General features: G+C 34.1%; 13 protein-coding genes. 6 read left to right on the forward strand and 7 right to left on the reverse strand.

Features of this window, described 5'->3' with window-relative positions; translation table 11 throughout:
- The first annotated feature begins 5 nt into the window (after nt 1-5).
- Nucleotides 6-1,724, forward strand: a complete 1,719-nt coding sequence (locus HGO49_RS03615) for a monovalent cation:proton antiporter-2 (CPA2) family protein (RefSeq protein ID WP_017531878.1) — start codon at nt 6-8, stop codon at nt 1,722-1,724.
- A gap of 92 nt (nt 1,725-1,816) precedes the next feature.
- Nucleotides 1,817-2,977 (forward strand): aspartate kinase, encoded by a 1,161-nt coding sequence (locus tag HGO49_RS03620; RefSeq protein WP_017531877.1) that lies wholly within the window; start codon nt 1,817-1,819, stop codon nt 2,975-2,977.
- Nucleotides 2,978-2,992: 15 nt separating this feature from the next.
- On the opposite strand, the gene recF is transcribed toward HGO49_RS03620, so the two are convergent.
- The gene (gene recF, locus HGO49_RS03625) at nt 2,993-4,072 is read right to left on the reverse strand and encodes a DNA replication/repair protein RecF (RefSeq protein WP_017531876.1); all 1,080 of its coding nucleotides are present in this window, start codon (nt 4,070-4,072) and stop codon (nt 2,993-2,995) included.
- Between the two features lie 8 nt (nt 4,073-4,080).
- Entirely contained in the window at nt 4,081-4,548 is a 468-nt protein-coding gene (bcp, locus tag HGO49_RS03630; protein ID WP_026092612.1) for a thioredoxin-dependent thiol peroxidase, read from the reverse strand.
- Nucleotides 4,549-4,611: 63 nt separating this feature from the next.
- On the opposite strand from bcp, the gene gshB reads away from it, so the two are divergent.
- Complete coding sequence (gshB, locus tag HGO49_RS03635) at nt 4,612-5,538, forward strand: glutathione synthase (protein WP_017531874.1); 927 nt, start codon at nt 4,612-4,614, stop codon at nt 5,536-5,538.
- Here the strand turns inward: gshB and murG are convergent.
- The gene (murG, locus tag HGO49_RS03640) at nt 5,523-6,545 is read right to left on the reverse strand and encodes an undecaprenyldiphospho-muramoylpentapeptide beta-N-acetylglucosaminyltransferase (protein WP_017531873.1); all 1,023 of its coding nucleotides are present in this window, start codon (nt 6,543-6,545) and stop codon (nt 5,523-5,525) included. The genes gshB and murG overlap by 16 nt on opposite strands.
- Before the next feature lie 73 nt (nt 6,546-6,618).
- Here murG and HGO49_RS03645 point away from each other — a divergent pair, with 73 nt between their 5' ends.
- Entirely contained in the window at nt 6,619-6,978 is a 360-nt protein-coding gene (locus HGO49_RS03645) for a hypothetical protein (protein ID WP_017531872.1), read from the forward strand.
- 1 nt (nt 6,979) lies between these two features.
- On the opposite strand, the gene lpdA is transcribed toward HGO49_RS03645, so the two are convergent.
- The 4 genes from lpdA to der form a co-directional block, all read right to left on the reverse strand.
- Nucleotides 6,980-8,365, reverse strand: coding sequence for a dihydrolipoyl dehydrogenase (gene lpdA / locus HGO49_RS03650; RefSeq protein WP_017531871.1), 1,386 nt, complete (start codon nt 8,363-8,365; stop codon nt 6,980-6,982).
- A 636-nt stretch (nt 8,366-9,001) separates the two neighbouring features.
- A complete protein-coding gene (locus HGO49_RS03655; RefSeq protein ID WP_017531869.1) occupies nt 9,002-9,481 on the reverse strand; it encodes a disulfide bond formation protein B in 480 nt (159 codons plus the stop codon).
- Between the two features lie 91 nt (nt 9,482-9,572).
- Nucleotides 9,573-10,601, reverse strand: a complete 1,029-nt coding sequence (locus HGO49_RS07280; RefSeq protein ID WP_017531868.1) for a hypothetical protein — start codon at nt 10,599-10,601, stop codon at nt 9,573-9,575.
- Nucleotides 10,602-10,705: 104 nt separating this feature from the next.
- Nucleotides 10,706-12,031, reverse strand: coding sequence for a ribosome biogenesis GTPase Der (der, locus tag HGO49_RS03670; protein ID WP_017531867.1), 1,326 nt, complete (start codon nt 12,029-12,031; stop codon nt 10,706-10,708).
- A gap of 135 nt (nt 12,032-12,166) precedes the next feature.
- Between der and HGO49_RS03675 the strand changes: the two genes are divergently transcribed.
- Complete coding sequence (locus tag HGO49_RS03675; RefSeq protein WP_017531866.1) at nt 12,167-12,991, forward strand: hypothetical protein; 825 nt, start codon at nt 12,167-12,169, stop codon at nt 12,989-12,991.
- A 124-nt stretch (nt 12,992-13,115) separates the two neighbouring features.
- Nucleotides 13,116-14,642 carry an acyl-CoA carboxylase subunit beta gene (locus tag HGO49_RS03680; RefSeq protein WP_017531865.1) on the forward strand — a complete coding sequence of 509 codons (1,527 nt, stop codon included), beginning with the start codon at nt 13,116-13,118 and terminating at the stop codon, nt 14,640-14,642.
- Nucleotides 14,643-15,205 lie beyond the last annotated feature (563 nt).

Genomic DNA, 15,205 nt, shown 5'->3' on the forward strand with positions numbered 1-15,205 from the left:
ATATTATGCACAGCGGCTCTCAGCATTTGTTTGATATTATAATTTTACTCTCTGCTGCTGTGTTTATAGTCATAGCGTTTTGGAAAATGAATATTAGTCCAGTGCTTGGTTACTTTGTTGCAGGTGCGTTGATTGGTTCTCATGGGTTTAATCTGATAAATTCAGCTGAAGTAATGGATAACTTCGCAGAATTTGGAGTAGTTTTCCTGTTGTTTATTATAGGTCTCGAATTGACATTTGAACGCCTCATTGCCATGCGTAGGCATGTGTTTGGGTTTGGTTCTCTCCAAGTTATAGTTACTATGATAGCAATATGGTGCATTGCTCTCGCCTTTGGAGTGAGCATAAACATGGCAGCAGTTATTGGTGGTGGGCTTGCACTATCTTCAACAGCAATAGTGTTGCAGGTTCTGCAAGAAAAGGGCTCTCAAGCAAGCCAAGTTGGCAGATTGTCAATAGCAGTGCTACTAATGCAGGACTTTGCAGTGGTACCTCTAATAGTACTAGTGCCCCTGCTTACTGGCAATTCTGAACACAGCTTAATAAGCTCGTTGGCAGGCTCATTAGTGCAAGCAGCTATTGCATTGGTGTTGATATTTGTAACTGGTAGGTTATTACTGAGGCCATTGTTTTCGGTTATTGCCAAAATGGAGAGTAATGAAATCTTTATATCAACAACACTTCTGATAATATTAGGATCAGCATTTATTACTGAACAATTTCATTTATCAATGGCATTAGGCGCATTTGTTGCTGGGTTACTAGTTGCAGAAACAGAACACAGGAATTCGGTAGAACATGCAGTATTGCCATTTAAAGACTTATTTCTTGGTTTATTCTTTATGACTGTTGGCATGTCTATTGATATTGACCTTTTACTCAATAAGTTACCACTCGTTACTTTATTATCAATTATCCTTATCGTTTTAAAGACATCCATTATATATACATTGTGTAGATTTTTTGGATTTAGAAGTGCACCTGCAATACAAGCTGGATTACTGCTTGCACAAGGCGGTGAATTTGCATTTATTTTATTCCGTTTAGCAGATGAATTAGATGTACTATCAAGTGAAATCGCTCAAGTGCTTATGATGGTAACTACAGTAACTATGGCTTTTACTCCTCTTTTATCGGGAATTGGAGACTGGATAGCAAATTCATTTAGCACTGAAAAAATAATACTAGACGATGAAGCAATCGAAACAGACACACAAGACCTTTATAATCACGTAATAGTTGCTGGGTTTGGTAGAGTGGGATATATGGTAACAAAAATGCTTACTGCAGAGCATTTAAGTTATGTTATTGTAGATATTCAATCAAAAATAGTAAAAGAAGGAAAAAATGACAGTTTTCCTATATATCTTGGAGATGCTACAAGATATGAAATTTTAAAATCAGTAGGAATAGAAAGAGCTCAAGCTCTTGTGGTTTCGATAAAGAACGAAGTTACTATAAAGAAAATAGTTTCTCTAGTTGCAGCAAATTTTCCGCATGTAAATATTATAATACGTTTGCCAGATTTGAATAATGTGGAGGTTTATAAAGATCTAGGGGCTAGTAAAATTATTCCCGAAACATCTGAAATTGGATTGCAGCTAGGTGGAGCAGCATTAAGTTTAAGTGGAATTAGCGAAAGTGGAGTTACATCTTTAAAAGGTAAATTTAGAAAAGGCAACTACAGTATGTTAAAAGAACTTGGTAATGATAAAGATGAATAGCCCTATATCACTTTAATTAGTGACCAGAAAAAACACATTTAATTAAACAACTGTACTCTCTAGAAAGGTGAAAAATTGACCTTATTGTAACTATGAACAAAATAATCATAAAAAAATTTGGTGGGACTTCACTAACTGACTTAAATCGAGTTGCAAACCTGATAAAAAATGATATTGAGAAAGGTTGTAATGTAATCGCTGTTGTATCTGCTGCTGCAGGATTCACTGACCAAATGGCTTTTCAAGCTAGGCAAATTTCAAATTTAAATTGTAGACAAGAGTTATCAGAGTATGATGTTCTCCTTTCAGCAGGAGAACAGATCTCTTGCGCATTATTAGCTATCACTCTTCAATCTATCGGAGTTAATGCTAAATCATGGCTCGCCTGGCAGTTACCAATTGTAACGGATAATTTTTATTCTGAGTCTAAAATAAAAAAGATAAAAATTGACCATGTAAAAAGATCTTTTGCTGAGGGTTATACTGCTGCAATCATTGCTGGTTTTCAGGGTATACACGATGATAGAATCACTACTTTTGGTAGAGGAGGATCTGATATCTCAGCAATTGCCTTTGCTGTAGTCTTTGGTATTAGGACTTGTGAAATTTTTACTGATATTGACGGAATATATACAGCAGACCCAAAAATTGTTCCAAGGGCACGCAAGCTTAAATCTATCTCTTACAATGAAATATTGGAGATGTCGTCATCTGGTGCTAAAATATTGCATAATCGTTCAGTACAACTTGCAATGAAGCATAATATTAAGGTGCAGGTGTTATCCACTTTTGAGGAAGTAGAAGGCACTACAGTACTACACGAAAAAGATGTACTGGAAAGATACTTAATTACTGGAATAACTTATAGCACTCACGAAGCTCTTGCAACTTTTACTAACTTTGCAAATACTCTGGATACTTTAAGAGATATAGCAGGAGCAAACGTTAAAGTTGACATGATACATGGGTCAAGCTTTTTGATTTCTAAATTTGATGTTGATTTAATGAAAAAGTTATTGAACAAAAATGAAAATTATGTCGTAAACAATAATATAGCTAAAATTTCAATAATTGGTATTGGTGTTATGTCTAACACTGAAGTGATGTACCGCACACTCAAGGTTTTAAGCGAAAAAAAGATAGAAATACTTGCTGTCACAATGTCCGAAATCAAGATCAGTATAGTTGTTCAAAAAAAACACGCTGAGGCTTTAATTAGAGATTTACATACCGAATATGAGCTTGATGTATGACAGCACGCTTGAAATTTATTTACTTGATAATTCAAAAAACTTGAAAGAGCAAAGATAGTTATTGAAATTATCTTGATTTACATCGGTTATCCAAGTTTGACATTGAATGCTTAACACCTCCTCCATTAACACCTTTCTGTAATCTTTATCCAGATGCGACATTATATCGTCAAGCAGAAGAAGAGGTGCTTTATTGTAATGAATACACCTTGCTTTTACACTAGATAAGATGATAGAAAGCAGTAATAGCTTTTGCTCTCCAGTAGAACAAAGATTTATTGGCATGTCCCCTTTTTGGCAAAAAACCCAAAAATTATCATTATGTACAGAAAAGGTTACTCTACCAGTTAATGAGTCTTTTTCTCTGTTTTCCTTTAGACGATTCTGAAAATATTCTGCAGTATCGTTCAAAGTTAGCTGACTGCTAAATTTCAAACTTGCCTTTGGAAAAAACTCACAAGAATGGTTATCAATTGTGTCTTGTAATATCTTTAAAACAGATGATCGCATACGTAAAATATTAATTGCATTGGTAGCCATTACGGTTTCAAGACTAGAGAGCCAACTTTCGTCCAAAATATTCTCTCTAAGCAATTTACTTCGCTCATGTTTAGCTTTTCTATATTGCATGTAGCAATAGGTGTAATTTTCTTCAAATAGTGAAACTATACGGTCTAAAAACTTTAACCTGTCGCTTGGAGAATTAAGAAGAATATAGTCCATTTGTGGAATTAGCCATATTACATTAGATATTCTATACAAAGATGAGTAGTTTGACTGCGTTTTCCCATCAATTTGTATTAATTTCTTATTAAAATTCTTTCCTATACCAATTGATCTAAGCTCTGCGCCATTAAAAAAATCATAGTACACTACCCAATCTTCATTGCTGAGTCTATTTTGCATCTCACTGATTTTTGCTTTTTTCATTCCGTTGCTTTTAGCAAGCAATGAGATTGCTTCAAGTATATTAGTTTTACCAATACCATTTTGACCAGTTATTACAACCGATCTATCGTCTAAATCCAGTTCGAAATTTGAATGACTACGGAAATTATGTAATTTCAATTTTTTTATATAGCAATGGGTAGCCATTCTTTAATTTATATTCTGCTTACTTCCTCTAAAACCTCATCAACATGTCCACTCACTTTTACATTTTTCCAAATCTTTACTACTTTACCTTTTTTATCTATTAAAAAAGTAGTACGCTCTACTCCCATATACTTTTTGCCAAACATACTTTTCTCTACCCAAACACCATACTTTTCCAACATTTCAGCATTTTCATCAGAAACTAAAGAAAATGGCAGAGAATATTTTGCTTTGAAGTTAGCGTGGCACTTAACGCTATCTTTTGATACACCAATTATCACTGTGTCAAGAGAAGAAAAATTTTCTATATTGTCTCTAAAGCCTTTTGCCTCCATTGTGCAGCCCGGAGTATCGTCTTTAGGATAAAAATAAAGGACTACATTTTTTTTATCAAAAAATTCACTCAGCGATAAAATTTCGCCAGAATCTGTTGGCAAACTAAAATCAGGTGCATTATTTCCTACTGTTAATTCCATACTTTGCTCCATTATTAACACTTTTATGGTACTATAGTATATTGTAATAGGAAGGGAGGATAAATGAAAGTAGCTTTTCAAATGGATGAAAATATAAATTTTGAAACTGATACTACATTTGCATTAATAAAAGAAGCGCAGAGGAGAAAGCACGAAATTTTTGTCTATGTTCCTAATAATCTAGCACTCAAGTTAAATCAGTCAATTGCTCTTGCTCAGAAAGTCAGCGTTGATGATTTTGGTTTTACTTCTAAAGAAGATGTAACTATAGATTTGAATGAAATGGATATCATACTTATCAGGCAGGACCCACCTTTTGATATGCGGTACATTACAACAACCTATATCTTAGAAAAGACTACTACGTTAGTAATAAATAATCCAACAGAAATAAGAAACTGTCCTGAAAAATTAATTACTTCACTATTTCCAGAGCTAATTCCTCCAACTTTGATCACTGAAAATATATCGATGATTAGAAATTTTTGTCACGACTATCAGGATATCATCTTGAAACCACTATATAGCTATGGAGGAAATGACGTAATAAGAATACAAGACCAAAATAGCATTCAAGTGGTAGTCGATCTCATGATTGCAAAATATGAATGTCCTGTAATTGCACAAGCATTTTGTAAAAAGATAAATACAGATAAAAGAATACTGCTACTGGATGGAAAGCCAATAGGAGTAATGAAGCGAGTTCCAAAGTCTAGCGGAGAAATCAGAACAAATATGAGGCTTGGAGCAAGTTTTGAATCTATTGAAATGAATGATAGAGACACTGAAATATGTAATAAAATCGGTCCTGAGCTAAAGAAAAGAGGGCTAATATTTGTTGGTATTGATATTATAGATGACTTCCTTCTTGAAATTAACACAACTTCGCCTACAGGAGTAGTTTATATCAATAAGTTGTATAGTAAATCACTAGAAAAAGAACTATGGGATGCATTTGAAGAAAAAGCAATTCGTCAACTAAGTTCTTGAGCTATTGCCTTAATAAATTCAGTAACTCCATTCCTTATTCTTGTTTTCTTAGTATTATTAGCCATATCACGCAATTTTTGACAATTTTGCAATAAATCAACTAGCAACTCTCCTAGATTCTTTTTCGCGTTACTATTTTGCTCAACCATTACAGCTGCTCCCGAATCTTCAATATGTTTTGCATTATAAAATTGATGGTTATCTTTTGAGTGAGGATAAGGAATATATACAGCAGGACGCTCAGCAAGAGTAATCTCTGCTATTGAAGTTGCCCCCGCTCTGCTAATTACCAAATGAGCATTGGCCAGTTTATTTTCCATATCATCGAAAAACTCACTTAACTCACAATCAATTCCTTCACTTTTGTATAGACTCTTGACCTTGTTTATATTTTTCTTCGTACATTGCTGCGTTACTCTAATCCTCTCTTTTACTTCAACAGGTAGATCACAAATTACGCTGCTCACTACATCATCAAAAAAATTTGCACCCTGACTGCCTGCTATTATTAACACGTTTAAAACTGTTTCAGCTCTAGAATAGCCTTGTGCTTCTATATCGACAAAATTTCCTGTAAAAACGCATTTACTACCTTCTGCATACTTAGTCTCTGGAAAGCTAGTTGCAATTAATTTTGCACTCTTGAAAAAGAATCTATTTACCCTCCCTAAAACTGTGTTTTGTTCATGTAAAACTATAGGTATAGAAAGAATCTTTGCTGCAAGAAGAGTTGGAAAAGAAGCGTAGCTACCAAAACCAATGATTAGCTTTGGTTTTAATTTTCTCGTTTGATACAGTGCTAATACACAACTATACATTAACAAAAAGAGAAACTTCAATTTGTTGCCACTTGGCTTGCACAATGGTAAAATATAATTTTCTACATTGATGGTTTTTTGATCAGTGAATAATATACAATTGTGTTCTTGTGCCTTTAGTGCTTTTGCTAAGGTTATAGCTGGAAAAATGTGTCCACCTGTACCGCCTGTTGCTAGAATAATAGTCATCTGTGAGTAGTAATTTGATAATAGATTGTTAATTATTTTTTAATAATCTGCATGTAAAATTTTATCAAGCTTTATGATAGTTGAGTTAAAAATGCCTAAAAGTAGTGACAGTAAAAAAGAATCTAACGTAAAAAATAAGCCTCAAGAGCAAAGCAGAAGCGGAGGTTTATTAAAAAACATAATAAAAGCTCTTTTTAACTCAGTTGTTGATCTACCTCAGCAAGAACAACTCAATAAAAATATTGATAGACAACAAGGTTTAAACAGTAAAAGAAAAAGCCCAGAGGATCTTAATCAGGAAAAAAAGCTTGAAGTGAAAGAAGCAGCTGAAGGGTTAAAAGAAAAGTTAGAAAAATCTGATATTGGTAATCAATCTATTAGAATTGAATCGCCTAATCAGGATAATTGTAGCTCTAAAACAATGGATCGTTAGCTTAACTATTTAACGACTCATCATCTGCAGCAAGTACTGATTCGTGTATAATTTCCGAAATAGTTGGATGAGGAAAAATCGTAGATTTTATGTCGCAGTCTGTTCCCTCTAGTTGCTTTGCAAGAGCGAAATTGCTAATTAACTCTGTTACTTCCGCTCCTATCATGTGAGCTCCAAGAAGTTCGCCTGTTTTTTTGTCTATAATTGTTTTCACTAAACCTTCAGTTTCACTTAGTGCAATAGATTTACCATTAAAGTTGGAGTGAAATTTTCCTACTTTTATATCGTATCCACTTTTTATTGCCTGTTCCTCAGTAAGGCCAACGCTTGCTACTTGCGGATGAGAGTAAGTGCAATTTGGTATGCACTCTTTTTTTAACTTATGAGCATTTTTACCGGCAATTTTCTCAACACAGATTACAGCTTCATGACTTGCTTTATGCGCTAAACATGGGGGACCAGCTACATCACCTATTGCATACACACTTGATTCACTTGTTTCATACCACTCATTCGTTTCAATGAAACCAGAAGGACTCAACTTAATTTTTGTATTTTCTAAACCTATATTTTCAGTGTTTGCTTGCACGCCAACTGCAACAATTACTCTATCAAATTCTCTATTCTCACCACCGCTTAGCTGCACTTGAACAGAGTCTTTATTTTTAGTGAAAGTTTTTACACTATTGCTCGTATATATTTTTATTCCTTGTTTTGTAAATATCTCTTGTACTAAATTTGAAATGTCTTTATCTTCCAGCGGCAAAATAGTGTCTTTTACTTCTATAATTGTTACATCAACTCCCAAAGTACTATAAAAACTTGCAAACTCTATTCCTATCGCACCAGAACCTATGATTAGTAGAGATTTTGGTAACTTCTTTGGAGTCATAGCGTGCTGCGCATTCCATATTAAATCTCCATCTACTTCGATTCCAGGAAGATTTCTTGCCCTTACACCTGTTGCTAAAATGATATGCTTGGAAGAAATTTCCTCCTCCTTTTTGTCATTAAGAATTTTTATAGTACGATTACCTGCAAGTTTACCGAAGCCTTGATGGACTTTGATGTTATTTTTTTTCATCAAATACTCAACACCACTTGATAGCTTGCCAACAACGTTCCTTGAATATTTCACCATTGATTGTATATCAAAACTTGCATCCTTTACTTTTATGCCAAATTCTTCTGATCTTCTTATTAATCTATAAATTTCAGATGCTCTAAGTAGCGATTTTGTTGGTATACATCCCCAATTTAAGCATATACCACCCAAATTTTCCTCCTTTTCAACAATTGCAGTTTTAAGTCCAAGCTGCGCCGCTCTAATTGCTGCTATATAACCACCAGGACCGCTACCTATAACTGTAATATCATACTCATTCATCAGTTTTCTTCGTATACAAAAAACTATATATAACAGATGGAACCCGTATGATCAATGCTCAGGTGCATAGAAGCGGCTTGACAAACCTTCCCACTTTTCTTCTTATATCAATAAGAGTATTTATCCTTGTTTTTGATCCGCGCAGTCTCAACGACAAAATTCAGTAAAAAACTCAGATATCTATTGGCAAATTACATAAAATTATAGCAGCTGCATGTCTTTTTTATTTTTTCTACATTCAGCCAAATCGCACTTAAAATAAGCGCTAGCACATTATTACAACGCCAATTTAAATTATTATAGGGTCAAAACTCGCTATACGGGGTTTCTTTTGTCTTTTTTTATTTAGTAAATTTCTTAATATTTATAGCTAAAATTTCAGGCCAGCACTTGATGCTGGAATCTTTACTACAAATAAGCATATTGAGCACAAAATTATGCTAAAACACAACGTTTTTGGTGAGACTATGGACAAACTGAATCCCAGTATCAGCTACTCGGATAACAAGAAAGAGGGCACTGGCATGCTGAACCATAATGTTCGTACAGCTGTTCAAGAATCAGTGGGTATGATTTGCCAAATTTTTAAATTACGGAGAATAGGCGGCACCAAGTAACGCACAAGTACAGAGTCAGTTACTGTTGTACCTTATTTCTTTCTCTACAATACATTTTACCTGATAAGAATAGAGCTACTATAAGGTAAATTAAGTTCCATGTTGCTAACGAAACACCAAAAATATAATGAGGTCTGCCACAAGATGGAGAGTAGTTAGGGTTTAATAGATTATTCCTTAGCTCTTCTATGCTAACGTTACCACTTGCTTGCTCTGTACAGCCTAAAACATCATGAAACAGGTGAAGCTCAAGACCTACATGATAAAAAGATATTATTGCACCAATGAGATAGCTGCAAAACATCGCATAGATTAGGATTTTGTTGTCTTTGAACATGTACGCAACTGCAAGTAGCCCTGCAGCATAGTAAACTACTCGCTCGTATATACATAACTTGCACGGTAGCATATTGAAAAAATACTCTAGCACATATGCAAAAATTAAAGCGACAGCGCTTGATAAGAGAAAAATTATGGAACTGTTATTTACATCTGACATAGTTAATGAATTACTACAATATCTGTGAAGAGTCAACTCTTGTTTGACAACGTTTCATGTAACCCACTTACTATGTGTTACTCTACTACTTTTAACCTCTATACATATTCTCACAACTGGATACTGATTTGATTTGCATGCTAGTTACAACTCTAGTGTCACTATCTATTTTTGCAATTTCTTCTTTAGTATACAATTCATCCTTGTTTTTCATCCAGCTATTGTCATATTGAATATCAACCTCTCCTCCATTAGTTTTAAACCCAAATGTTTCTTTTATAAGCAATCTTTTCTCTTCTTGTAATCTATTAAGATGTTCGCTAAGACTTGTGTAATCAAAAGTAGGAAGAACCTCATTAATAGGACTGTTATATACAATATTTTCTATTAGTGTATAAATGTGATGCGGTGATGATCGGAGCGTAGGATAATACTTTTGAAATCTATGCTTTATCTCATTATAAAATTCCGTAACCTTTACTCTACCAGCATCACTTACAGCAATTATAGCATTCTCAATATTTGGTATACCGTCATAGTCGTGGCCTGTCTTGTCATTTTCAGCAACCAAAAAGCCCTGGCTAGCCTGAATCTCACCAAGTTTTTTGTCCCCCTTAGGTAAAATATCAAAATCAAAATAGATCATAGGAGACTTCAGTGCTAACAACATAAATATACGCATACTGTCTATCTCAACACCAAAAGATAATCTTTTACTTTCTGGAATAGAGTATAGATCTCTAAAATATTGAGATACAGTATATAGAGGACATTTAGATAGTTCTGTTTTCTTCTCTGGTTGTAAGTGAAAGCTAAATTCATACTCTCCTAAATCCAGCTCATTAAAGTCTATAAGCTCTATGTTTTTGTTTGGGTTAAACTCTCTGTTTGATATTTTATTCTCCAACTCTTTACGTTGCGTAGGAGTAAAACCAGATCCATTTATTACTAACTTCACTACACGCGTATCTTCTCTTTTTGCCCATTCGCTCAATCTCTCCAAATATTTTTCTGGGATCGGATATCCATATCGCCTTGGAAGCCACTGAAATACTAAAGGTGTTTCAACTGTGAAAGTATGTGGAAATCCAGGCCTTAAATCTTGTCCTTTATAATTCATAGCAAAAGTACTAAATAAGTTAATATTTTGCTATATAATATTAATTTATCAACTACTTATTTAAGTAATGTTATTTATTAAAAATATTACTTAAATAAGATTACCTACTTTACATAGGGATTTTTGTTCTTTTTCAAAAGTAATCTGACTGGTACGCCGTGAGCAAAGAAGTTTTTTCTAAGACCATTAGTCAAATAACGTTTATAACTCTCATCAACACTTTCCGGGACGTTGCATACCAAAGAAAAAGCTGGAGGTTTGGTGCCAATTTGAGCAATATACTTCATTTTAATTGCTCTACCTTTTATAAGTGGGTGAGAATGTTTTTCCACAGCATCTATTAGCCAATTATTCAGTTTTGCAGTGCTGATCTTCTTGTTTAAGGATTCACTCACTTCAAGACACTTATCTATCACATCACCACAGCGCATACCTTTCAATGCAGAAATTGTTACAGTTGGCACTTCCAAAAATAACCGAGTCACTTCCTGTTGTTTGACAAATTTTATTAACTTACTTCTGTCATCCTTACCTATTAAATCCCACTTATTTAAAACAATGATAATTCCCTTCCCCCCTTTAATTGCAGCTTCAGCAATTGATAAATCCTGCTGCTCAACGCCAAGCAAGGAATCTAGCATTAAAATCACTACATGAGAGCGCTTTATTGACTCTATACTTTTTTCAACAAATCTTGATTCTAAGTTATCAACAACATTTGCCTTTCTGCGGATTCCCGCAGTATCGATGAGAGTGATTAATTTCCCATTATGGTCGTATGAAATATCCACAGAGTCACGCGTGGTACCAGGTTTTGAGCTTACTATTAGTCTATTTTCTGCAAGTAAACTGTTTAAAAAAGTTGATTTTCCAACGTTTGGGCGACCGATGATTGCAATCCTCAGTCTAATGGACTCACTTTCAGGCAGCTCAGTTTTTTTGTTAAAATCTTCAATAACACCAGCTAATACATCATAAAGATCAATCATACCAAGATTATGTTCGGCTGAGATATACACCGGACCTATGAAGTTGAAGAACTGCAAATAATCAACATTTTCCGATTTATGACTTTCGCATTTGTTTGCTATTAGTATTACAGGTTTGTTCGTTTTTCTCTTCAGCCACTTTGCAAACTCTTTGTTCTGCTCATTTTGCACTTTTGCATCAACAAGGAAAAAAATTACATCTGCGCTTAATAAAGAAAACTCTATTTGTTCAATAACTTGTAGTGAAAAACTGGTTTGGTCATTCCATCCTCCTGTATCTATAACTTTAAACTCTAAATCACTAATTCTTCCAATTCCTTCACGCCTATCTCTCGTTACTCCTGGAATGTCACTAACCACCGCTGCTTTTCTTCTTACTAGCCTATTAAATAGAGTTGACTTGCCTGCATTTGGAAGGCCTATTATGACTATTTTCAGCATAGTTTAAGAGCGTGTTTTATACATAGTAAATTATAATCAAAATTTTTTAATTTAACTATTGACTTGATAGATTATATACTTATCCTAAAACTAGGATATTTTACCTTAAGTTTATTATGTAAAATTGGAGGCGCTATGCATAATGCAAATGAAACTTTAATAATGAATTTCGATCAAGTTGCTCAATTAACTTCTCAAAATTATAAATTAGGGACACCTTATAACAACAGGACACGTATATATAACTATATAACTTTAGCTAAAGCATTGGAGAATCTCAATGATCCATCCCGGTCACATGCAAATAAGGAGCTTTTTTTGAGTGACAATGATGAAGAAACTAAGAAACTTCTGAGTGTAATTCGAAAAGGAATTGCTGAATATACAGGTAATGATTCTGTAGATGTGAGGTTGAGAGGAAAAGAAGATAAATCATTTACTGCATGGGTATCGTTAAAAGAAGGCAGAGGTGAGTTAAAATTTGATAACTCATTTCCTGGTAAAGCCTTAAAGGATAGTAATCTAAAAATTGGAGCTTTTACATTGGTATCTCCAGAAGATAAAAGGTTGGTGCGTGTTTCACAAAGTGATGATGGTGTAAGGCTTTATCAAATACTAAATGAGTCTTGTATAATTAAATTTAACTGGAAAGTGGGTGATAGAGATTGCAGTATTGCTTTAAATATTAGTGGAAATGGTAACGTATTTTGTACTGATTTAAGTGATAATATAAGTCCTGAGGACTTCGAGGAAAACAAAGCTGTAAAAATAAAAATTGGCTATTATGAGAATAAGAAGATGGATAAATATAATGACATGACTCTAGCAAAATTGGTCTCATTGGCTTCAAACTTACAAGGAATTGAAAAAGAAGTTATAACAATCAATCCATCAACAGGTGTAACAAATGCAAGTGCACAGAATGTTAGTGAGTCTCAGCATTCTCAAAATATTAAATAGAAATTGCTAGCGCATTAATTATCGTACACATACACCGTTGCATGCAGTAACGGTGTATGTGTATAATCAATAGGATTTGTAAGCTCAATAAAGTTTGCAACCAATTTGAAAGTTATTTTACTACATGCAAGACTCTGAAATACTAGAAACTCTAAAGATCAAAACATTAGAAGCTGAAAAAGGAGGAGGTCCTGATAGAGTTAACAAGCAACATGAAAAAGGGAAATTAACTGCTAGAGAAAGGCTGAGTATATTGCTCGATGAAAATTCATTTCAAGAATATGATAAGTTTGTAAAACATCACGCAACTGATTTTGGCATGCAAAATGCTGATTTTTTAGGTGATGGAGTTGTAATTGGCCATGGTACTATTTATGGCAGAAAAGTTTTTGTTTATTCTCAGGATTTCACTGTCTTTGGCGGATCGCTTGGCGCATCACATGCAAAAAAAATATGCAAAATTATGGATATGGCAATTAATGCCAGGGTTCCAATTATCGGACTAAACGATTCTGGTGGAGCCAGAATTCAAGAAGGAGTAAATTCCCTTGCTGGTTATGGAGAAATTTTTCAAAGGAATGTAAATGCATCAGGCGTTATACCACAAATCTCTCTAATCATGGGCCCGTGTGCTGGCGGTGCAGTTTACTCTCCAGCGCTAACTGACTTTACTTTCATGGTAAAAAATAGCTCATACATGTTTATAACCGGACCAGATGTAGTGAAAAAAGTTACATACGAGAACGTAAGCCACGAAGATCTCGGTGGAGCAAAAATTCATACAAGCAAAACAGGAGTAGCAGATTTTGCGTTCAATAATGATGTTGAAATGCTACTGAAAATGCGTGAATTCCTTACCTTTTTGCCAGCCAATAATCAAGAATTGTCAAAGCCTGTACCAACCTGTGACTTAATCGATGATGTTGATGAATCTTTGAACACTCTAGTTCCTACCAATCCTAACACTCCTTATGATATATATGAACTCATTGAAAAGGTGTGTGATGAAAGGAAATTTTTTGAACTAAAACCCGATTTTGCTCGTAACATCATAATTGGCTTTGGCAGAATTGGAGGAAATACTATTGGTGTTGTTGCAAATCAACCTATGCACCTTGCAGGATGCTTAGATATTGACTCTTCAAGAAAAGCTGCGAGATTTGTAAGATTTTGTGACGCATTTAACATTCCCATCATCACACTTATTGATGTTCCGGGGTTTTTACCTGGCACGAATCAAGAATACAATAATATAATACAACACGGAGCGAAACTGCTTTACGCTTACGCTGAAGCGACCGTGCCGAAAATTAGCCTTATCACTAGAAAAGCGTATGGTGGTGCATATATTGTTATGAACTCAAAACATTTAAAAGGTGATATAAATTATGCTTGGCCAACCGCTGAGATAGCTGTAATGGGCCCTGAAAGTGCAGTTGAAATTATATTTAGGCATGAAAAAGACCAGCAAACGTTAATCAAAGAATATAAAGAGAAATTTGCTAATCCATTTTTTGCTGCATCGCATGGATATATTGATGATATAATAGTGCCAAGTAAAACAAGGTATCACCTTCACAAAGCACTAGAACTACTTAAAAACAAGAAAGTAGAAAGAATATGGAAGAAGCATGATAATCTTCCTTTGTAACTTTCCTCTCAGTCTTTATTGTAAGGTCTACAGTGCCGTTACACCAAGTTGGATTACCAATAACGCTAACTTTTGGGTTCTTTTTTCTACAATGTATTCTTATTTTAGCTAAAAATTACTTCCGCATATTTTAAGTCTGATTATAATGACAATTAGAGATACTTTTAGAGCTCAAAAATTTATCTTTGTCTGCAGACTTTTTTATTAAACTCATAAAAAAATGTAGCGTATCCTCTTCAGTGTATACACACATACTTAATTTCTGTCGTATGTGCACTGCATTTTTTTCTAATCTTTTTTTTCACAGGGGGATTTTATGTTCAGAATTCCAGATACTTGACCTTTACTTTAGCTAATAAAAACCAACTGGTACCTACGGTTTTTATAGCCTCAAAATTTTTATCAAAATTCAACTATCATTCAAAGAAACTTATAGTTATTCTTAGTGTTATTACTGTAGTAACAGCGCTATTGATAAGAATATAGAAAACCTCTATAACCTTGTTCTTTTAACTTTGTAGTTGATTTTAAGTAAAGATACTCATCAGTAATTGTGAAAAAGA

It is taken from the genome of Wolbachia endosymbiont of Diaphorina citri (genome assembly GCF_013096535.2).
Taxonomy (GTDB): Bacteria; Pseudomonadota; Alphaproteobacteria; order Rickettsiales; family Anaplasmataceae; genus Wolbachia.

What these genes read in the sequence shown, in the direction of transcription:
- bcp (WP_026092612.1), bottom strand. Translation starts at nt 4,548, where the DNA reads ATGGAATTAACAGTAGGAAATAATGCACCTGATTTTAGTTTGCCAACA.
- lpdA (WP_017531871.1), bottom strand. Translation starts at nt 8,365, where the DNA reads ATGAATGAGTATGATATTACAGTTATAGGTAGCGGTCCTGGTGGTTAT.
- HGO49_RS03620 (WP_017531877.1), top strand. Translation starts at nt 1,817, where the DNA reads ATGAACAAAATAATCATAAAAAAATTTGGTGGGACTTCACTAACTGAC.
- murG (WP_017531873.1), bottom strand. Translation starts at nt 6,545, where the DNA reads ATGACTATTATTCTAGCAACAGGCGGTACAGGTGGACACATTTTTCCA.
- HGO49_RS03645 (WP_017531872.1), top strand. Translation starts at nt 6,619, where the DNA reads ATGATAGTTGAGTTAAAAATGCCTAAAAGTAGTGACAGTAAAAAAGAA.
- HGO49_RS03615 (WP_017531878.1), top strand. Translation starts at nt 6, where the DNA reads ATGCACAGCGGCTCTCAGCATTTGTTTGATATTATAATTTTACTCTCT.
- HGO49_RS03655 (WP_017531869.1), bottom strand. Translation starts at nt 9,481, where the DNA reads ATGTCAGATGTAAATAACAGTTCCATAATTTTTCTCTTATCAAGCGCT.
- HGO49_RS03680 (WP_017531865.1), top strand. Translation starts at nt 13,116, where the DNA reads ATGCAAGACTCTGAAATACTAGAAACTCTAAAGATCAAAACATTAGAA.
- HGO49_RS03675 (WP_017531866.1), top strand. Translation starts at nt 12,167, where the DNA reads ATGCATAATGCAAATGAAACTTTAATAATGAATTTCGATCAAGTTGCT.
- HGO49_RS07280 (WP_017531868.1), bottom strand. Translation starts at nt 10,601, where the DNA reads ATGAATTATAAAGGACAAGATTTAAGGCCTGGATTTCCACATACTTTC.
- recF (WP_017531876.1), bottom strand. Translation starts at nt 4,072, where the DNA reads ATGGCTACCCATTGCTATATAAAAAAATTGAAATTACATAATTTCCGT.
- gshB (WP_017531874.1), top strand. Translation starts at nt 4,612, where the DNA reads ATGAAAGTAGCTTTTCAAATGGATGAAAATATAAATTTTGAAACTGAT.
- der (WP_017531867.1), bottom strand. Translation starts at nt 12,031, where the DNA reads ATGCTGAAAATAGTCATAATAGGCCTTCCAAATGCAGGCAAGTCAACT.